Annotated in this window: 20 protein-coding genes and 1 pseudogene; 17 read left to right on the top strand and 4 right to left on the bottom strand. The window is 65.6% G+C overall.

Annotation, left to right across the window (positions count from 1 at the left end):
* Positions 1 to 30: 30 nt before the first annotated feature.
* Positions 31 to 564: a hemerythrin domain-containing protein gene (locus tag AC0GNO_RS17775; protein ID WP_305360111.1), complete on the top strand. Its 534-nt coding sequence runs from the start codon at positions 31 to 33 to the stop codon at positions 562 to 564.
* Positions 565 to 736: 172 nt separating this feature from the next.
* Here the strand turns inward: AC0GNO_RS17775 and AC0GNO_RS17770 are convergent, their stop codons facing one another.
* The 3 genes from AC0GNO_RS17770 to AC0GNO_RS17760 form a co-directional block, all read right to left on the bottom strand.
* Positions 737 to 1,528, bottom strand: coding sequence for a MipA/OmpV family protein (locus AC0GNO_RS17770; RefSeq protein WP_472904904.1), 792 nt, complete (start codon positions 1,526 to 1,528; stop codon positions 737 to 739).
* 570 nt (positions 1,529 to 2,098) lie between these two features.
* On the bottom strand, positions 2,099 to 3,490 hold the full coding sequence (locus tag AC0GNO_RS17765) for a heavy metal sensor histidine kinase (protein ID WP_472904903.1): 1,392 nt from the start codon (positions 3,488 to 3,490) through the stop codon (positions 2,099 to 2,101).
* Complete coding sequence (locus AC0GNO_RS17760; RefSeq protein ID WP_472904902.1) at positions 3,490 to 4,176, bottom strand: heavy metal response regulator transcription factor; 687 nt, start codon at positions 4,174 to 4,176, stop codon at positions 3,490 to 3,492. The genes AC0GNO_RS17765 and AC0GNO_RS17760 overlap by 1 nt, the downstream gene beginning before the upstream one ends.
* A gap of 145 nt (positions 4,177 to 4,321) precedes the next feature.
* Here AC0GNO_RS17760 and AC0GNO_RS17755 point away from each other — a divergent pair, with 145 nt between their 5' ends.
* From AC0GNO_RS17755 to AC0GNO_RS17690, 14 genes are all read left to right on the top strand, one after another.
* Entirely contained in the window at positions 4,322 to 5,431 is a 1,110-nt protein-coding gene (locus AC0GNO_RS17755) for a TolC family protein (protein ID WP_472904901.1), read from the top strand.
* 13 nt (positions 5,432 to 5,444) lie between these two features.
* Positions 5,445 to 6,833: a multicopper oxidase family protein gene (locus AC0GNO_RS17750; protein ID WP_472904900.1), complete on the top strand. Its 1,389-nt coding sequence runs from the start codon at positions 5,445 to 5,447 to the stop codon at positions 6,831 to 6,833.
* A gap of 168 nt (positions 6,834 to 7,001) precedes the next feature.
* Positions 7,002 to 7,493 (top strand): cupredoxin domain-containing protein, encoded by a 492-nt coding sequence (locus AC0GNO_RS17745; protein ID WP_472904899.1) that lies wholly within the window; start codon positions 7,002 to 7,004, stop codon positions 7,491 to 7,493.
* Between the two features lie 50 nt (positions 7,494 to 7,543).
* On the top strand, positions 7,544 to 7,885 hold the full coding sequence (locus AC0GNO_RS17740) for a copper-binding protein (RefSeq protein WP_472904898.1): 342 nt from the start codon (positions 7,544 to 7,546) through the stop codon (positions 7,883 to 7,885).
* 137 nt (positions 7,886 to 8,022) lie between these two features.
* The gene (locus AC0GNO_RS17735; RefSeq protein WP_472904897.1) at positions 8,023 to 8,385 is read left to right on the top strand and encodes a c-type cytochrome; all 363 of its coding nucleotides are present in this window, start codon (positions 8,023 to 8,025) and stop codon (positions 8,383 to 8,385) included.
* A 158-nt stretch (positions 8,386 to 8,543) separates the two neighbouring features.
* On the top strand, positions 8,544 to 9,035 hold the full coding sequence (locus tag AC0GNO_RS17730; protein WP_472904896.1) for a hypothetical protein: 492 nt from the start codon (positions 8,544 to 8,546) through the stop codon (positions 9,033 to 9,035).
* Between the two features lie 67 nt (positions 9,036 to 9,102).
* Positions 9,103 to 9,255, top strand: a complete 153-nt coding sequence (locus tag AC0GNO_RS17725; RefSeq protein ID WP_472904950.1) for a multicopper oxidase domain-containing protein — start codon at positions 9,103 to 9,105, stop codon at positions 9,253 to 9,255.
* Positions 9,256 to 9,304: 49 nt separating this feature from the next.
* Positions 9,305 to 10,393, top strand: a complete 1,089-nt coding sequence (locus tag AC0GNO_RS17720; RefSeq protein ID WP_472904895.1) for a YVTN family beta-propeller repeat protein — start codon at positions 9,305 to 9,307, stop codon at positions 10,391 to 10,393.
* Between the two features lie 62 nt (positions 10,394 to 10,455).
* The gene (locus AC0GNO_RS17715; RefSeq protein WP_472904894.1) at positions 10,456 to 12,819 is read left to right on the top strand and encodes a heavy metal translocating P-type ATPase; all 2,364 of its coding nucleotides are present in this window, start codon (positions 10,456 to 10,458) and stop codon (positions 12,817 to 12,819) included.
* A gap of 2 nt (positions 12,820 to 12,821) precedes the next feature.
* A complete protein-coding gene (locus AC0GNO_RS17710; RefSeq protein WP_472904893.1) occupies positions 12,822 to 13,346 on the top strand; it encodes a hypothetical protein in 525 nt (174 codons plus the stop codon).
* Positions 13,347 to 13,421: 75 nt separating this feature from the next.
* Entirely contained in the window at positions 13,422 to 13,772 is a 351-nt protein-coding gene (locus AC0GNO_RS17705; RefSeq protein ID WP_472904892.1) for a hypothetical protein, read from the top strand.
* Between the two features lie 108 nt (positions 13,773 to 13,880).
* The gene (locus tag AC0GNO_RS17700; RefSeq protein ID WP_472904891.1) at positions 13,881 to 15,266 is read left to right on the top strand and encodes a TolC family protein; all 1,386 of its coding nucleotides are present in this window, start codon (positions 13,881 to 13,883) and stop codon (positions 15,264 to 15,266) included.
* A 4-nt stretch (positions 15,267 to 15,270) separates the two neighbouring features.
* The gene (locus tag AC0GNO_RS17695; RefSeq protein ID WP_472904890.1) at positions 15,271 to 16,911 is read left to right on the top strand and encodes an efflux RND transporter periplasmic adaptor subunit; all 1,641 of its coding nucleotides are present in this window, start codon (positions 15,271 to 15,273) and stop codon (positions 16,909 to 16,911) included.
* The gene (locus tag AC0GNO_RS17690; RefSeq protein WP_472904889.1) at positions 16,908 to 20,063 is read left to right on the top strand and encodes an efflux RND transporter permease subunit; all 3,156 of its coding nucleotides are present in this window, start codon (positions 16,908 to 16,910) and stop codon (positions 20,061 to 20,063) included. The genes AC0GNO_RS17695 and AC0GNO_RS17690 overlap by 4 nt, the downstream gene beginning before the upstream one ends.
* Positions 20,064 to 20,078: 15 nt before the next feature.
* Here AC0GNO_RS17690 and AC0GNO_RS17685 read toward each other — a convergent pair.
* Positions 20,079 to 21,302, bottom strand: a pseudogene (locus tag AC0GNO_RS17685) (heavy metal translocating P-type ATPase); the annotation flags it as partial.
* Positions 21,303 to 21,523: 221 nt separating this feature from the next.
* On the opposite strand from AC0GNO_RS17685, the gene AC0GNO_RS17680 reads away from it, so the two are divergent.
* Positions 21,524 to 21,715 carry a heavy-metal-associated domain-containing protein gene (locus AC0GNO_RS17680; protein ID WP_472887935.1) on the top strand — a complete coding sequence of 64 codons (192 nt, stop codon included), beginning with the start codon at positions 21,524 to 21,526 and terminating at the stop codon, positions 21,713 to 21,715.
* A 104-nt stretch (positions 21,716 to 21,819) separates the two neighbouring features.
* Positions 21,820 to 22,362 (top strand): Cu(I)-responsive transcriptional regulator, encoded by a 543-nt coding sequence (gene cueR, locus AC0GNO_RS17675; RefSeq protein ID WP_472904888.1) that lies wholly within the window; start codon positions 21,820 to 21,822, stop codon positions 22,360 to 22,362.
* The last annotated feature ends 198 nt before the right edge of the window (positions 22,363 to 22,560 follow it).

Genomic DNA, 22,560 nt, shown 5'->3' with positions numbered 1-22,560 from the left:
TTCACGGTACAAAGCACATGAGGAGTCAACATGAATACCCCCGTCAACACCGACGAACCCCTGAACAATTTCTCTGACTGCCACGCTGGCATTGTCAAGCGCCTGACAGCCCTGGATGAGCTGCCCGCCTTGCTGGAGCCGGCCGCCAAGGCCCGCCAGATTGCCGAAGAATCGCTCGAGTTTTTTCGCGAAGCCATCTTCGAGCACCACCTGGAAGAAGAGCGCGAACTCTTTCCCGCCGTGATCGCCAGCGCCCAGCCCGGGGCAGAGCTTGAGCGTGTCAAGGCCATGGCCAAGCGCCTGACGGACGAACACCGTGCGATTGAAGCGCTGTGGAAACAACTGGAAAAAGGACTGAAGCCGGTCGCCAAGGGCCAGAGCACCAGGTTGGATGTGAGCGAGTTGCACCGTCTGGTGACCGAGTACAAGGCGCACGCGGCCTATGAAGAAACCGAGTTCCTGCCCTTGAGCGAAGAGATCCTGGGTCGCAACAGCAACCACATGGCCGCTCTGGGGCTGTCGCTGCACATGCGGCATGCCAAGCCGGTGAACGCGTATATCTGAAGAGGCGTTTCTGGTCGCTCAGTTCCGCCAGCTTCAGCCCGGGTGATGTCGGTCAGGGCCATGTTCACCCCCGTTGGAAGAGGAAATACCGGACCTCCAGAAGTTCGGCAAGCCGGTTAGGCTTTTTTTTGGGGCTTCGCGCCCTCAGGTCAAGCGGCGCATGCCGCCAAAGTCAGAAGCTGTAGCCCAGAGCAACCACAGCAGTCAGGGCGCTTTTGTCACGCACGATGGGGCTGCGCCTGGCGTCTCCCAGAAGCTCGGAGCAGGTGATGGACCCGGCCAGGCTCCACGCCGGTGCGACACGGTAGATGAGCGATGCACCCAGTCGAACATCCCGGAAGCCGGAGCCAGGGACGAACCGCGCGTGTCCGCTGCGCGCCGCTTGCACGGCATCGATGCCGAAGTACGCCTGTGCGTAGTCGGTGTTGCTCCAGGTGGTTGCCAGGGTCGTGCCGAATCGAAGATGGGGGCTGAGGCTGGTGCTCCAGCCGGCCCCCAGGTCCACGAGCAGCCCCTTGCGCTCGTTCCCGCTGCCGTAGCGCACCGAGGAGTTCAGCGTGACGCCGCGCGTCGGACTGAAGTTGAAGAAGGCCCCGAGTTCGGGCCGAGGGTCAACGTCACCGAGGCCTCGCAGTGCGTCGCTGCGACGCTCCTTGCGACCGAAATCCGCTGTGACGCGTACGCCGTAGGCCATGTCTGGCTGCGTCGAACCGTTGTAGCCGACACCGTTGAGGACACCTGCAAAGAGTCCGTTGCTCCACTGGTATTCGATGTTCGGGAGGACCCGCGCACGGGATTCGTCGGAACCCTGGTACTCGCGTCCAACGAGTACGGCAGCACTGGCAACGCCCCCTTCTTGCACGTTCGGCGGTGTGACGCTGCGGTAGAAGTCAGACTGGGCGTGGACGAGGCCAGATGCGCCGGCCAGAGCTGTGAACGCAAGCAGTGCGGTGATGGTTTTCATGGGGATGCCTCGATGGGTGAACTCAGAAAGCGTGTTTGTTCTGAACCTGGCTGGTCAGGGCCTTGCCGAGTCGAGCGCGAAGGACTCCTTGCCAGCGTTCGGGAGAAGAAGAGCCGCCACGAATGCCGCACGTCAATGAATACGGTGGCGGTCTTGCCACTGAGCGTCTGCCCAACCACGGGAGCAATCGCCGCGGCATCCGAGGAGGCTGCAATCAAAGGCACAGAAGTGGTGTCCACTGCAAACACCAGCGGTGCGCGCAAGAGGCAAACGATTGAAACTACTGAGTTTCAAATATTACTATGAAGTATAAAAAGGACTGGGCCGTTCCCATTTGGCTCAATGGAAATGCCCCCACAGCGCTCTGGTGAAAGCTGAAGCCATTGCACGCATGCACGATGGCGGTCCTGCAGCGGAGTCCAGCGAAGGCATCACACGCGTGGGCTTCATCCTGCACACCGCTTGACCGATTCCCTGAGCCAAGCCCGGCGCTTCTTCTGGAGAATGGCAACGACTGGTGAGGGCTCTCAGCCTTGCCGAAATGAGCTTCTTCTAGCCGCCATTCAAGGCTCAAACCACACGTGTGCTGCGAAACTCGAGGCAGAAAGTGGTCTGCCCTTGGTCCGATGTGACTGAAACGGAACCGCCGTGGGCCGTCATGATGGCTTGGGTGATGGACAGGCCGAGACCTGTGCCATCGGACTCCGGATGGCTGCGCGATTTGTCGACGCGGAAGAAGCGATCGAACAAACGTGGCAGGACTTCAGGCGCGATGGTCGTCCCGCTGTTGGTGATGCACAGGGTGGCTTCTCCTGGTCGCACTTCGATGGCAACCACGACTTCGGCTTCGGCAGGCGAGTGCCTGAGTGCATTCGACAACAGGTTGCCAATGGCTCGCCGGACCATCAAGCGGTCCCCCATGACCTGGGACTCGCCCAGGATTTTCAAGCGGATGCGCTTTTCATCGGCCACGGCATCGTAGAAGTCGAACAGATCCAGCGCTTCCTGATCCAGCGAGATCGCCTCCGTGTTGGGGAGTTCGAGTCCGTGTTCGGTCTTGGCCAGGAACAGCATGTCGGACACCATGCGCGCCAGGCGCTGGAACTCTTCTGCGTTGGAGGCGAGGATGTCCCGGTAGGCTTCGGCATCCCGTTTCTGCGCCAGCGACACCTGGGTCTGGGTCAGCAGGTTGTTGATGGGGGTGCGCAGCTCATGGGCCAGGTCGCTGGAGAACTCCTGCAGACGCGCAAAGTCCGCCTGCAGGCGCCCGAGCATGGTGTTGAGGCTTTCGGCGAGATCGGCAAACTCCACCGGCACGGCCTCGACGGGCATGCGCTGGTCCAGCTTTTGCGCGGTGACCGTCGAGGCGCGCTCTTTCATGATGCGCAGTGGCGCCAGGCCGCGGCGAGCCGCCCACCAGCCCAGCAAGCCGCTGACCAGGATGGCCACCAGCGAGTAGAACGCCAGCGTCTGGCTCAGGGACCGCATGAAATGCAGGTGGTGCCCGGTGTCCAGGGCGATCCGCAGTTGCATCGGCGCGCCGCCAGCGTCCGGCTCGCTCGATGGGGTCGAGGGCGGATCGACGCGCGCGCTCAGGCCGCGCAGGGTTTGATCGTGAAGGGTCCAGTCCGTGGGGGTGGCGCCTTGTGGCGCCAGGCCTGAGGGAAACACCATGCCCTCGGTTCCGTACACCACACGATCACCCTGGCGCAGGTCAATGAAGAGTCCGTGGTGACTGCCCAGCAGCTCATCGAGCCGGCTGACCAGCAGCTGCGGCGACGGGGATTCGCTGACGATTTTCTGGACCAGCCCGATCTTGTCCTGCAGGTAACCCCGGTCGAGTTCGACAAAGTGCCGGCTCGTCGCAAACGCCACCAGGATCGCCAGCCCCACCAGCACAGTGGCCGACACCAGCGCGTAGAAGGCGGTCAGGCGCGCGGTCAGTGACAGTCGCCCGAGCATCAGTTCGACGCCTCCGGTACTTCCAGCACATAGCCCATGCCGCGCACGGTCTGGATCAGACGGGGTTCAAAGGGGTCGTCCACCTTGCCCCGGAGGCGGCGCATGGCCACCTCGATCACATCGGTATCGCTGTCGAAGTTCACGTCCCACACCTGCGACGCAATCAGGGAGCGCGGCAAGACTTCGCCATGGCGGCGCATCAGCAGCTCCAGCAGGCCGAACTCCTTGGCCGTCAGGTCAATGCGTTTGCCCGATCGGGTCACGCGCCGGCGCAACAGGTCCAGCTCCAGGTCGGCCACCTGCAGCGTGGTGGCTTCCAGACCCGAACGACCGCGCCGCAGGATGGTGCGTACCCTGGCCAGCAGTTCGGCAAACGAAAACGGCTTGACCAGGTAGTCGTCGGCTCCCAGCTCCAGGCCCTTGACGCGGTCTTCCACCTGGTCGCGGGCGGTGAGAAACAGCACCGGCATCTCCCGTCCCTGGCTGCGCAGGCTGCTCAAAACCTGCCAGCCATCCATGCCGGGCAGCATGACGTCCAGGATCACCAGATCGTGGTCACCTTCGAGCCCATGGTGCAGGCCGTCCACGCCATTGGTGACGAGATCCACCACATAGCCGGCCTCACGCAAGCCTTGCCTCAAATAGTCGCCCGCCTTGGGCTCGTCCTCAACAATCAGAATCTTCACGGTCGTGCTCCTGACCGCTAGTTTGCCCGCGCGGGCGGCCGGGCGGAGAAAAATGACAGTTTTGTAATCAACCCGACAGGGAGTTGACGGACGACCACCCGCAGAATTCGCCCCGTTTGATCTATATCAAAAAGGAGCAACTGCAGTGAGATCTTCGTTTAACAACCGAGCCACGAGCCAACTGCTGGTGGCGGGCGTCCTGGCCCTGCCGTTTGCGCTCTCCGCGCAGACGGCCAGCCCTTCACAAGAATCCGACTGGCGCCGGGCCAACGACGCGGTGGGCGCGCTCAAACGGGGTCATGCCGACGTGCTCAAGTGGGAGCAGGCCCATCCGGGTGCATCGACCACGGCGCCAGTCAGCGCCACGGGTGTCGCCATCCCTAACGCAGAGGCCGCGGTTCGCATGGCCTGGACGGTGCATCGCGAACTGGCCCGTCCGTTGTCGAAACTGGGTTCAAAGAACGTGCAATTGATCGCTGAGGGCCGCTCGATAGAGCTCGATCCCAGCCTGCAGCGTCGCGTCGAGGATGCCGGCGAGGTGCTGGAGGTGGCTGCAGCGGGGCGCAAGGCCTGGGTTGAGGCCGTGGCGGCTCAGCAGGTCTTGAAGCACCAGCGCGACATGCTGGAAGCTGCCCAGGCCGCCCATGAGCTGGGACAGCGCATGGTGACGGTGGGCAACTGGAGCCAGTTGCAGCTGTCGCCCGTTCAACTGGCCGCAACGACCGCCCGCATGAATCTCCGGCGTGCGCAGCAAGTCGCCGCCCAGGCCCAAAGCCATCTGGTCAAGACCATGGGGCAAACGGGCCTTCAGGAGGCCTTTTCGCTCCCGGACCAACTTCCAGCCATCCCGGCGAAGCCCATGGCCGAGGCCGATCTGCAAAAGCGCGCCGATGCGATTCGCAACCAGTTGCCTGCCGCAGAAAGCCTCCGCAACCGGGCGCTGTCCAAAGGGGCCATGAACGCCTACATGGCCGCCCATGCGCTGGCGCTCGACAGCCAGGGGGATGTCCTGAAAACCCGTGAGTTCATCACCGAAGAAACGGTCCTTCACTACAACGGCATGCTCAAGAGCGTCTGGGACCTGCTGGACGAAGTTCGCAACCAGTCACAAGCCACGGTGGATGCCATCGGCGCGCAACGCGACTTCTGGATCGCTGAGACCGATCTTCAGTGGGTCTTGCAGGGTGGAGAGCCCGACAGCTTCGTCTCGTTGGGTGGAGTGGGTGGAGATACCCCCGCTGCAGCAGGACATTGAAAGGACACAACACATGACAAGCACCAACTCCAGACGACAGTTTTTCGCAGGCGCCGCCGCGTCCGTGGCCGGCCTGGCCGTGACCCGCTCCGCGCTGGCGGGTTTGCCCGAGCCCGTCATCCAGACCTCCGTCGAGACCGCGCCCCCACTCGTTCCCACGACCGGCCGGCCGTACAACCCCGTGGTGACCCTCAACGGCTGGACCTTGCCCTGGCGCATGAACGATGGCGTCAAGGAATTCCACCTGGTGGCCGAGCCCGTGGTGCGCGAGGTGTCACCGGGCTTCAAGGTGAACATGTGGGGTTACAACGGCCAGAGCCCGGGACCCACCATCGAGGTGGTCGAAGGCGACCGCGTGCGCATCTTCGTGACCAACAAGCTGCCCGAGCACACCACCATCCACTGGCATGGCCAGCGGCTGCCCAGCGGCATGGACGGCGTGGGCGGGCTCACCCAGCGGGCCATCCCCGTGGGCAAGACCTACGTCTACGAATTTGAAGCGCGCCGCCCCGGCACCTTCATGTACCACCCCCACGCCGACGAGATGGTGCAGATGGCCATGGGCATGATGGGCATGTGGGTGACCCACCCCAAGACCAGGCACCCGCACATCAGCGCCGTGGACCGGGACTTCTGCTTCCTGCTCAATGCGTTTGACGTGGAGCCTGGCAGCAAGACGCCGAAGATCAACACCATGACGGACTTCAACATCTGGTGCTGGAACAGCCGGGTGTTTCCGGCCATCGACACCCTGAACGTGCGCCTGAACGACCGCGTGCGCATCCGCATCGGCAACCTCACCATGACCAACCACCCGATCCACCTGCATGGGCACGAGTTTCTGGTCACGGGCACCGACGGCGGCCCGACCCCGCCCAGCACGCGCTGGTACGAAGTCACCACCGATGTGGCCGTGGGGCAGATGCGCCAGATCGAGCTGATTGCCGACGAAGAAGGCGACTGGGCCATGCACTGCCACAAGAGCCACCACACCATGAACGCCATGGGCCACGACGTGCCGACCATGATCGGCGTGGACCACCGCGGCCTGGTCAAGAAGATCCAGAAGGTCGCACCCGACTACATGATGATGGGCGAGCGCGGCATGGCCGACATGGGCGAGATGCAGATGGCCATTCCCGACAACACGGCCCCCATGATGACCGGCACCGGGCAGTTCGGCCCGCTGGAGATGGGCGGCATGTTCACGGTCTTCAAGGTCCGCAAGGATCAGCAGCCGGGCGACTACAAGGACCCGGGTCCGTACAAGTTTCCAGAAGGCACCGTGGCTTACGAATGGAACGGTGTTCCCCCTCCGGCGCCGCGCCCCGCGGCCAGCAGCGACACGACACCCGCGACCGCCAAGGCGATCAAGCCCACCGCCAAAGGCATGTCGCATTGAAGTGAATACCCCCCTGCGCCGCTTCGCGTCTTCCCCCCAGGGGGACGACACCAGTGGCCCGGCAAAGCCGGTTCCACGGTGTCTCTGGGTTGGAACCGCTTGCCCGGCGCCTTTCCCCTGTTTTCCTTCCGCTTCCCCGTTGTCAGACCCTCACTTGAAAGAAGTCCCATGACATTTTCCCGATCCATCCTGTCTTTTCGCTCTGCGCTGTTTTTCTCTGGCGTTTTGCTGGCCACCACGGCAGCAACGGCCGCCGGCAACCACGCCGGCGGGCACCACGAGTCTCCGATTGGAAAGCCCGGTGTGGCAACGAAGGTCACTCGCACGATCCAGGTCGACATGAGCAGCGGCATGCGGTTCAAGCCCTCGGACATCCGGGTCAAGCAAGGCGAAACGATCCGCTTCGTGCTGAAGAACACCGACAGCGTCAAACACGAGTTCAGCCTGGGGACACCGCAAGAGCTGCTGGAGCACTACGAGGTGATGAAGAAATTTCCCGACATGGAACACGATGAGCCCAACAAGATTTCACTCGCTCCCGGCAAACAGGGTGAGGTGATCTGGCAGTTCACCCAGGCGGGCCCCGTCGACTTCGCCTGTCTGCACGTGGGTCACTTCGACGCCGGCATGAAGGGCCAGGTCAAGGTGGCGGCCAAGTAAGGGCGTCGTGCATCCGGCACAGTTTCATCTCACCATTTCAGGAGCTATCAATGACAAACGTACAACGGGTTCTGGGCGCAGCTGCCTTGACCCTCGCATCCCTTCTCGGAAGTCCCGCATTCGCTCAGATGAACATGGACCATGGAAAAATGGGCATGGCGGCAGCGCCCGGCATGACCGATGGCGAAGTCCGCAAGATCGACAAGGACGCGGGCAAGATCACCATCAAGCACGGTGACATCAAGCACATGGACATGCCCGGCATGACCATGGTCTTCGTGGTCAAGGACAAGGCCCTGCTGGACAAGACCGCCGTCGGTGCCAAGGTCCAGTTCATGGCCACCAACGAGAACGGTCAGATGATGGTGACCGACATCCAGCCCGCGAAGTGATCCTGCGTTCCCGGTCCCTCCGTTGGGCTGCAGCCGGCCTTGCACTGGCAGGGGTGGCTGCGGCCTTTTTCTGGTGGCGATTCACCGATCCATTCGGGTCGAACCCACCAGGCGTGCTTCGCCTGGATGACCCGGTGATGCTCCAACGGGGAGCGCAGATCTACCAGGCACAGTGCGCCAGTTGTCATGGCGCGAACCTGGAAGGGCAGGCGAACTGGCGGGAGCGGGGGGCCGACGGGCGCCTTCCAGCGCCACCCCATGACGAGAGTGGTCACACCTGGCACCACCCTGACGAGCTCCTGATCCGGATCACCCGAGACGGCGTGGCCAAGGCCGCAGGCTTGCCGGACTACGTCTCCAGCATGCCGACCTTTGGCGATTCGCTCAGCGACGCCGACATCGTGGCCGTCCTGTCCTGGATCAAGTCCCGGTGGTCGTCCGACATCCAGGCCCACCACGACGCCATCAACCGCCAGGCGAACCAGGCGGCGCAGCGCTGATCCTGACTTTTTTGTCATCTTCGGGTCATCTTGCCGACCCCGGCCGATACCTACATTGATGGCATGGCATCAGGGACCGGCGCATCACATGGGATGCCGATCACCTCCAAGCCTGCTCTGGCAATCCCGCCAGAGGCCCGTCATGAAAGGAATTTGACATGTCCAAGTGGATCCCCACCCTGCTGATGGTCGTCGTCACGGGTGTGACGTTCTCTGCTTCAGCGCAGCAAGCCGCTGAGCACAACCAGCACCATCCTGCTGCAACGGCGACCCCCGCACCCTCGACCGCCGTTGCACCGCAGGCGGGCATGCCCATGGGCATGGCTTCGATGCCGCAGATGCAACAACACATGCAGCAGCACATGGCCACCATGCAGGCACTGCACGCCAGGATGGCAGCCGCCCAGACCCCGGCCGAACGCCAAGCCCTGATGGCCGATCACTCGAAGGCCATGCACGAGGGCATGGACATGATGAAAGGCATGAATGCGATGGGCAGCATGCCCGGCATGGGCGCCCCGGGTGCCGCGCCAGCAGACCCCGCACAGCGTCAACAGATGATGGAAATACGCATGGACATGATGCAGTCCATGATGGACATGATGATGCAGCGCATGCCGGCCGCAGCCACCCCACCCGCCGGCAACTGACGGGCAATGGCGGAATTGAGCGTGCAACGCGGTGCCTGCGAAAACTGGGTGACAGGATCAGGGTGTCATCGACACCGTGCACGTGTGGCCCGGCGAATCGGCGCGGGTTGCCATCGACTTCGCCCACCCGCACGCGGGTGATCAGGACTACGTCTTTCACTGCCAAACGCTGGAACACGCAGAAGCGGGAATGATGTTGTGTTACACGGTGAAAGCCTGAAAAGCCATTTGACACGCTGACAACGTCAGGCAGTGCCGGACGCTCACCCATGAACCTGAAGCGACAGCAATCCTTCCACCCGGAGACACCTGTGAAACCCAAATATTTGGCCTGGATGCAGGCCTTCCTGCCCGCACTGCTTCTGGTCGGCAGCCTGTCCACCTACGCCGCCGATCGCAAGATATTCGTGGCCAATGAAGGGGCTGGTACCGTCAGCGTGATCAACGCCGAAACCTTCAAGGTCACTCGGCACATTGCGGTGGGTGCGGGAGCGCACAACGTCCAGGTGTCACCCGATGGAAAACTGGCGTGGGTCACCAACAACGGCACCCCAAAATCCGCCACTGCCGGCATGGCCCATGCGGGCATGTCGACCGCCGAACACGGCGCCATGGCGGACGCGGGCGAAGTCTGGGCCATCGACACCGCTACCGACGAGGTGGTCGCCCGGGTGGTGGTCGGCAAACATCCGGCCCATGTGGTGGTGTCTGCCGACAGCCGCTGGGCCTATGTCACCAACGGCGGCGACAACACCCTCAGCGTGGTGGATACCACATTGCTCAAGGTCGTCGACACCATTCCTGCCGGTGCATTTCCTCACGGCATCCGGCTGAGCCCGGATGGCAAGCAGGCGTATGTCGCGAACCTGAAGGGCGGAACGGTGTCGGTCATCGATACGGAAAGCCGCAAGGAAATCAGCCGGATCGCGGTAGGTAAAGGCCCAGCCCAGGTGGGATTCACCGCTGATGGCCAACGGGCCTTCGTGTCCTTGTCGCAAGAGGCCAGCGTGGCCGTCATCGACCCGGCCAGCCGCAAGGTGATCCGCAAGGTTCGGGTCGGCAATGTGCCGATCCAGCTTTATGCGACACCCGACAACCGCTTCCTCTTTGTGGCCAATCAGGGCAGCCGCAAGAGCCCCGGCAATACTGTGAGCGTGATCGATCTCTCGACCTTCAGCACGCAGCGCATCCGCACGGGCAATGGCGCCCACGGCGTGGTGGTGGGCAACGATGGACGCCATGCCTATGTGACCAATCTCTATGCGAACACCGTGTCGGTCATTGATGTGCAGACACGCAAGTCCGTTGCCACCGTCGCGGTGGGCGCCGGACCCAACGGGATCAGCGTGAGTCCTTGAAAAACAAACGGGGCCAAGCCATCGGGTCGCCCTGGTGTGCCGTGGCCAGGAAGGAGAACGCCATGGATATGACAGCGCACCGGCACCCGGCCGGGCATTCCCTTGACAACCAGACCGATCCGGCGGCGCTGAAGGTCCCCGTGTGCGGCATGGCCGTCACCGAACAATCGGTTCACCAGGCGGTGCACGAAGGCCGGACCTTCTTTTTCTGCAGCGCGAAGTGCCAGGGCAAGTTCGCGGCGAACCCGCTGCAATACCTCGCCCCGGCGCCGCCGCAGGAACAGGCCCCTGCGGTGGCCGGCACGATCTACACCTGCCCCATGCACCCGGAGATCCGGCAGGACCACCCCGGCAACTGCCCCAAGTGCGGCATGACGCTGGAGCCCTTGCTGCCCGAGCTGGAGGAACAGGAGAACCCCGAACTCAGGGACTTCCAGCGCCGCTTCTGGTGGACCCTGCCGCTCACCGTCGTGGTGACCGTGCTGGCCATGTTCGGCCACAGCCTGGGCTGGTTCGACATGGCGGTGCAGAGCTGGATCGAACTCGTGCTCTCGGTGCCGATCGTGTTGTGGGCGGGCTGGCCCTTCTTCGTGCGCGGCGCGCAGTCGATCATGAACCGCAGCCCCAACATGTGGACCCTCATCAGTCTGGGAACGGGTGCGGCCTTTGTGTACAGCGTGGTGGCCACGGTGGCCCCGCAGGTGTTCCCCGATTCGTTTCTTTCGATGGGGCGCGTGGCGGTGTACTTCGAAGCGGCTGCGGTGATCATCTCGCTCACCTTGCTGGGGCAATTGCTGGAGCTCAAGGCGCGTTCGCAGACCTCGGCGGCGATCCGTTCCCTGCTGGGCCTGGCGCCCAAGACCGCGCGCCGCATCGGCGCCGACGGCCAGGAAGAAGACGTGCCGCTGGGCCACGTGCACGTGGGTGATCTGCTGCGTGTGCGACCCGGCGAGAAAGTGCCGGTGGACGGTACCGTGGTCGAGGGCAGCAGCGCACTTGACGAGTCCATGCTCACCGGCGAGCCGCTACCGGTCACGAAACGGGTGGGCGACAAGCTGATCGGCGCCACGCTCAACACCAGCGGCGCGCTGGTGATGCGCTCCGAACACGTGGGCTCGGCCACCGTGCTGGCGCAGATCGTGCAGATGGTGGCCATGGCGCAGCGCTCGCGCGCACCCATGCAGCGCATGGCCGACCAGGTGGCGGGTTACTTCGTGGTCGGCGTGGTGGGCGCCGCCCTGCTCACCTTCCTGGGCTGGGGCCTGTTCGGGCCCGAGCCGAGCTGGGTCTATGCCCTGATCAACGCGGTGGCCGTGCTGATCATTGCCTGCCCGTGTGCGCTCGGCCTGGCCACGCCCATGTCCATCATGGTGGCGACGGGGCGGGGCGCCACGCATGGTGTGTTGTTCCGAGACGCCGCCGCCATCGAGAACCTGCGCAAGGTGGACACCCTGATCGTGGACAAGACCGGCACCCTGACCGAAGGGCGGCCGACCTTCGAGCGGTCGATCGGCTTCGGTGGGTTTTCAGAGAACGAGGTGTTGCGCCTGGCGGCCAGCCTCGATCAGGGCAGCGAACATCCGCTGGCTGCCGCCATCGTGGCCGCCGCGAAACAGCAGGGGCTGGTGCTGGACAAGCCCGAGCAGTTCGATTCCGAATCCGGCATCGGTGTGCAGGGTGTCGTGGGTTCGCAGCGACTGGCGCTGGGCAACACCGCGCTGATGCAGCAGCTCGGGGTGGATGTGTCGCCGCTGGCCACCGAAGCCGAAGCGCTGCGAGGGCAGGGGGCCAGTGTCATGCACCTGGCGGTGGACCGGACCCTGGCCGGTCTGCTGGCGGTGTCGGACCCGGTCAAGGCCACCACGGCCGATGCCCTGGCCTCACTGCGCGAGGCCAACATCCGCGTGGTGATGGCCACGGGCGACGGCCTGACCACCGCGCGCGCCGTGGGCCAGCGCCTTGGCATCGATGAGGTGCATGGCGAGGTCAAACCCGCCGACAAACTCAAGCTGGTCGAACGCCTCCAGTCCGAGGGCCGCGTGGTGGCGATGGCGGGCGACGGCATCAACGACGCACCGGCGCTGGCGCGAGCCGATGTCGGTATCGCCATGGGCACCGGTACCGACGTGGCCATGAACAGCGCCCAGCTCACGCTGGTGAAGGGGGACTTGCGCGGCATCGCCACGGCGCGCGACCTCTCGGTGGCCACCGTGGCCAACATGAAACAGAACCTGGCGTTTGCATTCATGTACAACGCGCTGGGCATTCCGCTTGCCGCGGGTCTTCTGTATCCGTTCACCGGCTGGCTGCTCTCACCGATGATCGCCGCGCTGGCCATGAGCCTGAGTTCGGTTTCGGTCATTGGCAATGCCCTGCGCTTGCGGGCGGCCAAAATCCAGCCGGGCGCGTCACACACGGACCCTTGACCGTGGACATCCTGGCACACGGTCTGTGGGTGGGCGTCGGTGCCGCCTGGATGCATCGGCATCGGCGCCTGGACCGCCGAACCGCGGTGCTGGCGGTGGGTCTGGCTGTGGTGCCCGACCTTGCACAGTTGTTGCCTTTGGTTTATCTGGCACTGTTCTCGCCCGACGGCTGGACGGTCCTGCTGGCTTACGCCAACGCTCTGCCGGGGTATGAGCCTGCGCTGTCTCCGGTCGTCACGGAACTCACCCACCACCTGCATTGTGTGATGCACAGCGCCCTGGTGGCCGGTGTGGTCACCGCCATCAGCTGGGTGTGGCTGGGCCGTTTCTGGATGCCCTTGTTGGGCTGGTGGTCGCACATCCTGATCGATGTGTTCACGCATTCCGCAGACTTCTATCCATCCCCCGTTTTTTACCCTGTGACCTATTGGGGTTTTGACGGCATCGCCTGGAACACGCCGTGGTTCATGGTCGCCAACTACCTGGCGATGTTGATCATTGCGGTGGTTGTCTGGCGCCGTCGCTGAGCACGGAGATACCTTTCCCTGATCGCCTACGCAAAAAAGCGCTCTGCGTCCGCAACGCCCACCTAGAATCCGCCCATGCGTCTGTTCATCGCCATCCTGCTCTGCCTGGCCATCCCGCTCCAGGGCTGGGCTGCGGGCGCGGTGGTGCAAGCGCCTTGCCCCATGGGCGACATGGTGGCGATGCACGCCGACGACACCAGCGAAGCGATGGCCGACCTCGCTGACTGCTGCAATGACGCGGCGACCGCCACGCTCACTGGCAAACTCTGCAAAACCGGCCAGGAATGCCAGGCGCCCACCGGCTGGCTCACAACGCCCTTGCAGCCCATCGTTCAGGCCCTGCCGACGAGCTTGCTGCTCGTGACCGCTACACCCACGCCACCGCGCGGCGCTCCCGCCAGCGTCTGGCGCCCCCCCACCCTCTGACTCCGTTGATCCGGACCGCGCGCCGCTGCTGAGGCTGGCGCGCCGTCCGTGACGTGGCTGCCCGCCTGTGTCGTGCGCAGCCCATGTTCATCTTCATGGAGCAGAGATATGTCAGCCCTTCCAATGGCCATGAGCCGGCCCGCGAGCCCGGTGGTTCGCGCCATGGCGCCCAACCGCATCGTCAACACCACAGCCCTGCTGATCGCCTTGATGCTGGGCGTGCCAATGCCCGGCCTGGCCTCGGACATCGAACCGCTCGGTCTTGCAGGGGCCGTGCAAGCCGCGCTGGCGCGCTCGCAGGCCCTCAGTGCCCAGGATGCCGCAGCCCGCTCGGCGCGGGAGACCGCCGCAGCGGCGGGGCAGCGTCCGGACCCGGTGTTGCGGTTTTCCCTCAACAGCCTGCCCATCGAGGGCGACAACCGCTTCAGCACATCGAGCGAGCCCATGACCAGCAAAGCCGTCTCGCTGATGCAGGCGTTCCCCGCCGAGAGCAAGCGCCAGGCCCGCTCGCAACGTTTCGAGCGCGAAGCCGACGTGGCCATGGCCACACGGGCACAGCGCGCAGCCAGCCTGCGGCGCGACACCGCGGTCGCCTGGTTTGAAAGGCACGCCCAGGAACAGCGGGTGTCTTTGCTGCGTGCGTTACTGAACGAAACCCGCCTGCAGCTGCAGGCGGCTGAAGCGGCCACCCGCGGCGCACTGCCCGGGGGCACCAACAGCCCGTCGGTGGACTGGTTGAATGCGCGCGACGCGGTCGCCCAGGCGCAGCAAGCCCTGCTCGGTGCCGAAGCCGGGCTGGTCAACGCGCGCCAGGCGCTGGCCCGCTGGACCGGAACCACCCCCGATCAACCCTTGGGCGATGCGCCCGCGCTGACCTCCTTGGCGCTGTCGGCCAATGGCTTCGCGCCCCAGCTGCAGCAACACCCGGACCTGGCGCTGGCGAGCGCACGTCTGGCCACCGCCGAGGCCGACGCCGAGCTGGCGCGACAGGATCGCCAGCCCGACTGGAGCGGCGAGCTGATGTTCAGCCACCGGCGCCCGCGCTACGACAACATGGTCTCGCTCGCGGTGTCGGTGCCGCTGCAATGGGACCGGCCGCAGCGCCAGGACCGCCTGCTGGCCGCGCGCCTGGCGCGCGTGAACGAACTGCAGGCCGAGCGAGAAGAGCGGGCGCGCGAGGCACTCGCCGAGACCGAGCGCTGGCTGGCCGCCTGGCGGGCCGGTCTGGAACAAGTGACTCTGATCGACCGCGAGCGCCTGCCTTGGGCGCGCCAGCGCGTGGACCTGGCACAGGCGGCCTACCGCGGCGGCAACGCCAGGCTGAGCGACGTGCTCGCCGCAAGGCGCATGGCGCTGGCCCTGGAGATGGAGCGCGTCGATCTGCACCTCTCGACCGCCCGCCTATGGGCCCGGCTGGCGTACCTCCTGCCCGACGCTTCACCCACAGATGCCGCGCCCCTCGCCCCGACTGCAGCCGCAACCCAAAAGGACTGACCCCATGAAAACATCCAACTGGATCGGGCTGACGGCTGTCGCCCTGGCCACCTTGAGCGCCGTGGGTTACGGTGCCTGGACCGTCGGCATGAACGCCGGCATGTCCATGGCCATGCCCCAGGGTGCTTCCACCGGCACCAATGGGGCCACCCCATCAACACAGGACCCCGGCGCCTGGACCATCACGCAAGGTTTCGAAGCCACCGAGCGCCACATGCGCGACGGACTGAAGGCCGGAGACGTGGACCCGGTGACCGGGCTGAGAATCCTCAACTACCACGACCCCATGGTGCCGGGCAAGAACTTCGACGCACCCGGCAAGTCGCCCTTCATGGACATGCTGCTGGTGCCCCGCTACGCCGGTGGCAACGCAGCCGACACCGGTGGCGTCACCGTGAGTGCCCGCACGCAGCAAAACCTCGGGCTGCGCACGGTGGAAGTGACCGAAGGCCGGCTGGACAGTGCGGTGTCGGTGGCCGGCAACGTGGCCTGGAACGAACGCGACCAGGTGCTGGTCAGTGCACGGTCGCTGGGCTTCGTCGAACGCCTGCACGTGCGCGCCACGCAGGACCGCGTGGCACAGGGTGCGCCGCTGGCCGACATCTACGTGCCCAGCTGGGTGGCGGCGCAGGAAGAGTATCTGGCGGTGGCCCGCATGGCCGAACAGGACCCCCAGTTGCAGGCTCTGCGCGACGCCGCCGCACAGCGCATGCGCCAGGCGGGCATGAGCCCCGCCCAGATTCAGCGCGTGGTGCGCAGCGGCAGCCTGCAGCCCCGCTTCACGCTCACCGCGCCTCTCGCCGGCGTGGTCACGGAACTGATGGTGAGCGAAGGCGCGACCGTGATGCCGGGCATGGCGCTGCTGCGGCTGCAGGGCACGGGCACGGTTTGGGCCGAAGGCCAGGTGCCGGAGAGCCAGGCCGCCCAGCTCCAGCCCGGTGCCGAGGTCAGCGCCACCAGTCCGGCCGCCCCAGGCCAGACCTTCACGGGTCGCCTGCAGGCGCTGCTGCCCTCGGTCGACCCGGCCACGCGCACGATCAAGGCGCGGCTCGAACTCGCCAACCCCCAGGGCCGGCTGGTGCCGGGCATGTTTGTGCAGATGCGCTTCGCCAACCCCAGCACCAAAAACGTCTTGCTGCTGCCCAGCGACGCGGTGATCCACACCGGCCAGCGCAGCGTGGTGATGCTGGCCGAGGGCGATGGCCGCTTCTCCCCGGTCGAGGTGCGCACCGGGCGCGAGGCGGGGGACCAGACCGAGATCCTGCACGGTCTGCAAGCCGGGCAAAAAGTCGTGCGTTCGGGCCAGTTCCTGATCGACTCCGAGGCCAGCCTCAACGGCTTGCTGGCGCGGCTGAGCCCGGCGCCAGAGGCTGCTTCCGAAAAACCAGCGGCCAGCCTGCCCACGACCCACCAGACGGATGCCCTGGTCGAAGCGGTGGACGGCGACACCGTGACCTTGCAACACCCGGCCATACCGGCCCTCAAATGGCCGGCCATGAGCATGGATTTCCAGTTGCCCCCGGCCGACCAGCGGCCCAAGAACCTGTCTGCGGGCAGCGCGGTGCACATCGAATTTGAGATGCGCGACGGCGACGTGCCGCAGATCACGCGCATCGAACCCGCGGCCACCGGAGCGCAACGATGATCGCGCGCCTGATTCACTGGAGCATCGCCAACCGCTTCCTGGTTCTGATGGCCACGGTGATGATCACAGCCTGGGGCGTGGTGTCGATGCTGCGCACGCCGCTGGATGCGCTGCCCGACCTGTCGGACACGCAGGTCATCATCCGCACCAGCTGGCCCGGGCAGGCGCCGCAGCTGGTGGAGAACCAGGTCACCTACCCGCTGACCACCACCATGCTCTCGGTGCCTGGCGCCAAGGCGGTGCGCGGGTTCTCCATGTTTGGCGACAGCTTTGTCTACGTGCTGTTCGACGACGGCGTGGACCTGTACTGGGCGCGCTCGCGGGTGCTCGAATACCTGAACCAGGTGCAGTCCCGGCTGCCGGCCACGGCGAAATCGTCGCTCGGCCCCGACGCGACGGGCGTGGGCTGGATCTACCAGTACGCGCTGATCGACCGCACCGGGCGGCAGGACCTGGCCCAGTTGCGCTCGCTGCAAGACTGGTTCCTGCGCTTCGAGCTCAAGACGGTGCCCGACGTGGCCGAGGTCGCCAGCATCGGCGGCATGGTGCGTCAGCACCAGATCGTGCTCGACCCCAACCAACTGGCGGCCTACGGCATCACGCAGCAGATGGTGAGCGAGGCCGTGGCACGCGGCAACCAGGAGGCCGGCGGCTCGGTGCTGGAGCTCGGCGAGGCCGAATACGCGGTGCGCGCCAACGGTTACCTGAAAACCCTGGACAACTTCCGGGCGCTGCCCCTGAAGACCACCGATGCCGGTGTGTCGGTGCGGCTGGGCGACGTGGCGCGCGTGCAGGTCGGGCCCGAGATGCGGCGCGGCATCGGTGAACTCAACGGCGAAGGCGAAGCGGTCGGCGGGGTGGTGATCATGCGCTCGGGCAAGAACGCCTTGCAGACCATTGAAGCGGTCAAGGCACGGCTGGCGGAGCTGCAGCGTGGCCTGCCCGAGGGGGTGGAGATCGTGCCCGTGTACGACCGCTCCGGCCTGATCAAACGCGCAGCCAGCAACCTGGGCATCAAGCTGCTGGAGGAGTTTGGTGTGGTCGCCCTGGTGTGCGCGCTGTTCCTGTTTCACCTGCGCAGCGCCCTGGTGGCCATCGTCTCGCTGCCGCTGGGCATTCTGGCGGCCTTCATCGTGATGCAGCAGCAGGGCGTGAACGCCAACATCATGTCGCTTGGCGGCATTGCGATTGCCATCGGCGCCATGGTGGACGCCGCGGTGGTGATGATCGAAAACGCCCACAAGCACCTGGAGCGCTGGGCGCACGAACATCCGGGCGAGACGCTCGATGGCGAGCCACGCTGGCAAGTGATCGGCCACGCGGCGGCGGAGGTCGGCCCCGCCTTGTTCTTCTCGCTGCTGATCATCACCCTGAGCTTCATCCCGGTGTTTACCCTGCAGGCGCAGGAGGGGCGGCTGTTCGCGCCACTGGCCTACACCAAGACCTACGCCATGGCGGCGGCCGCCGGTCTGGCGGTCACCCTGATCCCGGTGCTGATGGGATACCTGGTGCGCGGGCGCATTCCAGAGGAGACCGCCAACCCGCTCAACCGCGGACTGATTGCGCTGTACCGGCCGGTGCTCGACGCCGTTCTCAAGGGCCCGAAGCGGACGCTCCTGGTGGCCGCGCTGCTGCTGGTGGCCAGCCTCTGGCCACTGCGGCACATCGGCGCCGAGTTCATGCCGCCCATGGACGAGGGCGACCTACTCTACATGCCGACCGCGCTGCCCGGCCTGTCGGCCGCCAAGGCCGCCGAACTGCTGCAGCTGACCGACCGCCTGATCAAGACCGTGCCCGAGGTGCACAGCGTGTACGGCAAGGCCGGCCGCGCCGACAGCGCCACCGACCCGGCGCCGCTGGAGATGTTCGAGACTACCATCCAGTTCAAGCCGCGCGAGCAATGGCGCGCGGGCATGACGCCAGACAAACTGGTGGACGAACTCGACCGCACGGTGCGTGTGCCCGGACTGGCCAATATCTGGGTGCCACCGATCCGCAACCGCATCGACATGCTCGCCACCGGCATCAAAAGCCCGGTGGGTGTGAAGGTGGCCGGCGCCGACCTGGCCACCATCAACCGACTCACGCAGCAGATTGAAACGGTGGTCAAGGGCGTGCCCGGTGTCACCAGCGCGCTGGCCGAGCGCCTGAGCGGTGGGCGCTTCATCGACGTGGACATCCGCCGCGACGAAGCGGCGCGCTACGGTCTGAACATTGCCGACGTGCAGGACGTGGTCTCGGGCGCGGTGGGCGGCATGAACATCGGCGAGACCGTGGAGGGACTGCAGCGGTATCCGATCAACCTGCGTTACCCGCGCGACGCGCGCGACTCGCTCGCCGCCCTGCGCGAGCTGCCCATCGTCACCCCGCGTGGCCAGAGGCTCGTGCTCGCCGACGTGGCGCGCCTGCGCATCGCCGACGGTCCGCCCATGCTGCGCAGCGAAAACGCGCGCCTGGCCGGGTTCGTCTACGTGGACATCCGCGACCGCGACCTGCATGGCGCCGTGCTGGACATGCAAAAGGCCGTCACCGAAAAGGTGGTTCTGCCGGCCGGCTATTCGGTGTCGTGGTCGGGCCAGTTCGAGTTTCTGGAGCGCGCCAGCGCCCAGCTCAAGCTGGTGGTGCCGTTCACGCTGCTGGTGATCTTCCTGCTGCTGTACCTGACCTTTCGCCGCCTCGATGAGGCCCTGCTCATCATGGCGACGCTGCCCTTTGCCCTCATCGGCGGCATCTGGCTGCTCTGGGCGCTGGGGCACAACCTGTCGGTGGCCAGCGTGGTGGGCTTCATCGCGCTGGCCGGCGTGGCGGCCGAGTTCGGCGTGATCATGCTGCTGTACCTGAAGCAGGCCTGGGCCGCGCGGCTGGACCAGGGGCGGGACACCGACACCGACCTGCTCGACGCGATCCGCGATGGCGCGGTCTTGCGCGTGCGCCCCAAGGCGATGACGGTGGCGGTGATCGTGGCCGGCCTGCTGCCCCTGTTCTGGGGCGCGGGCGCGGGCAGCGAGGTGATGCAGCGCATCGCCGCGCCGATGGTCGGCGGCATGCTCAGCGCACCGCTGCTGTCCATGCTGGTGGTGCCGGTGATCTATCGGCTGATGCGCAAGCCAAGGGGGGCGGTGGCCGCGAAGACGGATCGACCCATCCATTGAAGCCCCCTCTGGACCTCAGCCTCTCCTGTGCCAGGCCCGCAGCAGCAGCGCATTGCTCACCACGCTCACGCTGCTCAGCGCCATGGCCGCGCCGGCCACCACCGGGTTGAGCAGGCCGGCCGCCGCCAGCGGGATGCCGATCACGTTGTAGGCAAAGGCCCAGAACAGGTTCTGGCGGATCTTGCGGTAGGTGCGGCGCGAGATGTCGATCGCGTCGGCCACCAGCGCCGGGTCACCGCGCATGAGCGTGATGCCGGCGGCGTGCATGGCCACGTCGGTGCCGGTGGACATGGCGATGCCCACGTCGGCCGACGCCAGGGCCGGCGCGTCGTTGATGCCGTCGCCCACCATGGCCACCGAGTGGCCACCGTCCTTCAGGCGGTTCACGATGGACGCCTTGTCGGCGGGCAGCACCTCGGCCTCGATGTGGTCGATACCGAGCACACTGCCCACCGCCAGGGCGCTGCCCAGGTTGTCACCGGTGACCATCACCGTGCGGATGCCCAGGGCCCGCAGGCTCCGGATGGCGGTGATGGCGCTGGCCTTGGGCGCATCGCCAAAGGCCAGCATGCCGACCAGAGCAGGTGACGCCGTCACATCGGCCAGCCACGACACCGTGCGCCCGTCGTCCTGGAGCTTGCGCGCTGACTCGGCCAGGACCGAGGTGTCCACGCCGAGTTCCTGCATGTAGCGCGGGCTGCCCAGCCGCAAGGCACGGCCCTGCACTTCGGCCGACATGCCGCGTCCAGGCACAGCGCTTACCTTGGCGGCCGAGAGCAGATCCAGGCCAGCCTGTTCGGCGGCGTTCATCACGGCGCGGGCCAGCGGGTGTTCGCTGCCCGCCTGGATGGCGGCACTCCACGAGAGCAGATTGTCTTCATGGCCCGGTGCAGCGAGTGCGGTCACCAGTGTGGGCTTGCCTTCGGTGAGCGTGCCCGTCTTGTCGAACGCCACGGTGTCGATGCGGTGCGCCACTTCCAGCGCTTCGGCGTCCTTGATCAGGATGCCCTGGCGCGCGGCCACACCGGTGCCGGCCATGATGGCGGTGGACGTGGCCAGGCCCAGGGCAAACGGACACGCAATCACCAGCACCGCCACCGCATTCAGGATGGCCTGCTCCCAGTGGCCGGTGGCCAGGCCCCAGCCGAGCAGGGTGAGCGCAGCGATCACCAGCACCACCGGCACGAAGACGGCGCTCACGCGGTCCACGATGCGCTGAATCGGGGCCTTCAAGGCCTTTTCGACGCGGCCGACGCACGAGTTGCAGGTCATGCCTTCGATGGGGAGCTGGCGTTCAATGAGGGAAGCTGTGGCGGTTCTCACGGGAGGCTCCTGTGATTGAGGGTGGAGCGGATGTTTGGCCTTGACACGGTGTCAAGCGCAACCGCCGATCCGGCTTGACCTTGCCCCTGTGGCAATGCCCAGAGTGCGGATTTCCCCAACCCTTTACGGAGCCATCCATGCACGAATTCCACCTCCCCGACATGACCTGCGGCCACTGCGCCTCCAAGGTGAATGTGACCCTCAAGCGGGTCGATCCAGCCTGCGAGATCCAGCTCGATCTGCCACGGCAGCTGGTCAGCGTGAAGAGCGGCGAAGATCGCGAGGCCCTGGTCGAAGCGCTCACCGAAGCCGGCTACCCGCCGCGCTGAACCGGGAAGGTCAAGCAAGACCCTCCAGGTGAGGGTCTTGACCTTCCCACCATGACAAGCTACATCCTTCGATCCATGCAGTCCCCCAGTCCACGGAGCACACCATGACCACCCTCATGAACATCGGCGAAGCGGCCGCCGCTGCAGGCGTCTCTGCCAAGATGATTCGTCACTATGAGCAGATCGGTCTGCTGCCAGAGGCCGAACGCAGCGAATCGGGTTACCGTCTCTACGGCGACCGTGAAGTCTCGGTGTTGAGATTCGTCCGCCAGTCGCGCCACCTCGGGTTTTCGATGGCACAAATCGCCGAGCTCATCGGACTGTGGAGCGATTCACGGCGCACCAGCCGCGAAGTCAAGGCCGTGGCCCAGCGCCACCTGGCCGACCTCGAAGAAAAGCGACGCGAAATCGATCAGATGATGGACGGCCTGTCGGTGCTGGTGAACGCCTGCCACGGTGACGACCAACCCCATTGCGCCATCCTGGAAAAGCTCTCACTGGGCAGTACGGCCCACCACCAGCCGCAGCACAAACCCCAGCTCAAGAAATCCCTGTCCAAGACAGCGAAGCCCGGCGCTGGCACGTCCAGCCCTATTGACCTTACGGCCTGGATGCGCGGCGTTCGCGTTCACCACGGTACTCACTGAGACAGGCGAGCCCGTCACGGCGGTGGCCCGATTTGTTTGATCGCATGCAACCGCTGTAGGCTGGGTTCGGCCGGTGACTTGGCACGCCTAAATGTCAACCACCGCGGTCTCCTGTCATTCGAGGATGCAAGAGCCGAACGACCGCTGCACCTCAGTCACCGGGCACACAACACAGGCCAGCCCGGTCGCGCTTCGAGA

Source organism: Hydrogenophaga sp. L310 (assembly GCF_055703065.1).
The sequence above is the reverse complement of the archived record's forward strand: the minus strand, read 5'-3'. Positions and strand labels throughout refer to the sequence as shown.

What these genes read in the sequence shown, in the direction of transcription:
- cueR (WP_472904888.1), top strand. Translation starts at nt 21,820, where the DNA reads ATGACCACCCTCATGAACATCGGCGAAGCGGCCGCCGCTGCAGGCGTC.
- AC0GNO_RS17700 (WP_472904891.1), top strand. Translation starts at nt 13,881, where the DNA reads ATGTCAGCCCTTCCAATGGCCATGAGCCGGCCCGCGAGCCCGGTGGTT.
- AC0GNO_RS17735 (WP_472904897.1), top strand. Translation starts at nt 8,023, where the DNA reads ATGCTCCAACGGGGAGCGCAGATCTACCAGGCACAGTGCGCCAGTTGT.
- AC0GNO_RS17775 (WP_305360111.1), top strand. Translation starts at nt 31, where the DNA reads ATGAATACCCCCGTCAACACCGACGAACCCCTGAACAATTTCTCTGAC.
- AC0GNO_RS17720 (WP_472904895.1), top strand. Translation starts at nt 9,305, where the DNA reads ATGAACCTGAAGCGACAGCAATCCTTCCACCCGGAGACACCTGTGAAA.
- AC0GNO_RS17730 (WP_472904896.1), top strand. Translation starts at nt 8,544, where the DNA reads ATGTCCAAGTGGATCCCCACCCTGCTGATGGTCGTCGTCACGGGTGTG.
- AC0GNO_RS17680 (WP_472887935.1), top strand. Translation starts at nt 21,524, where the DNA reads ATGCACGAATTCCACCTCCCCGACATGACCTGCGGCCACTGCGCCTCC.
- AC0GNO_RS17745 (WP_472904899.1), top strand. Translation starts at nt 7,002, where the DNA reads ATGACATTTTCCCGATCCATCCTGTCTTTTCGCTCTGCGCTGTTTTTC.
- AC0GNO_RS17715 (WP_472904894.1), top strand. Translation starts at nt 10,456, where the DNA reads ATGGATATGACAGCGCACCGGCACCCGGCCGGGCATTCCCTTGACAAC.
- AC0GNO_RS17695 (WP_472904890.1), top strand. Translation starts at nt 15,271, where the DNA reads ATGAAAACATCCAACTGGATCGGGCTGACGGCTGTCGCCCTGGCCACC.
- AC0GNO_RS17740 (WP_472904898.1), top strand. Translation starts at nt 7,544, where the DNA reads ATGACAAACGTACAACGGGTTCTGGGCGCAGCTGCCTTGACCCTCGCA.
- AC0GNO_RS17750 (WP_472904900.1), top strand. Translation starts at nt 5,445, where the DNA reads ATGACAAGCACCAACTCCAGACGACAGTTTTTCGCAGGCGCCGCCGCG.
- AC0GNO_RS17770 (WP_472904904.1), bottom strand. Translation starts at nt 1,528, where the DNA reads ATGAAAACCATCACCGCACTGCTTGCGTTCACAGCTCTGGCCGGCGCA.
- AC0GNO_RS17705 (WP_472904892.1), top strand. Translation starts at nt 13,422, where the DNA reads ATGCGTCTGTTCATCGCCATCCTGCTCTGCCTGGCCATCCCGCTCCAG.
- AC0GNO_RS17690 (WP_472904889.1), top strand. Translation starts at nt 16,908, where the DNA reads ATGATCGCGCGCCTGATTCACTGGAGCATCGCCAACCGCTTCCTGGTT.
- AC0GNO_RS17765 (WP_472904903.1), bottom strand. Translation starts at nt 3,490, where the DNA reads ATGCTCGGGCGACTGTCACTGACCGCGCGCCTGACCGCCTTCTACGCG.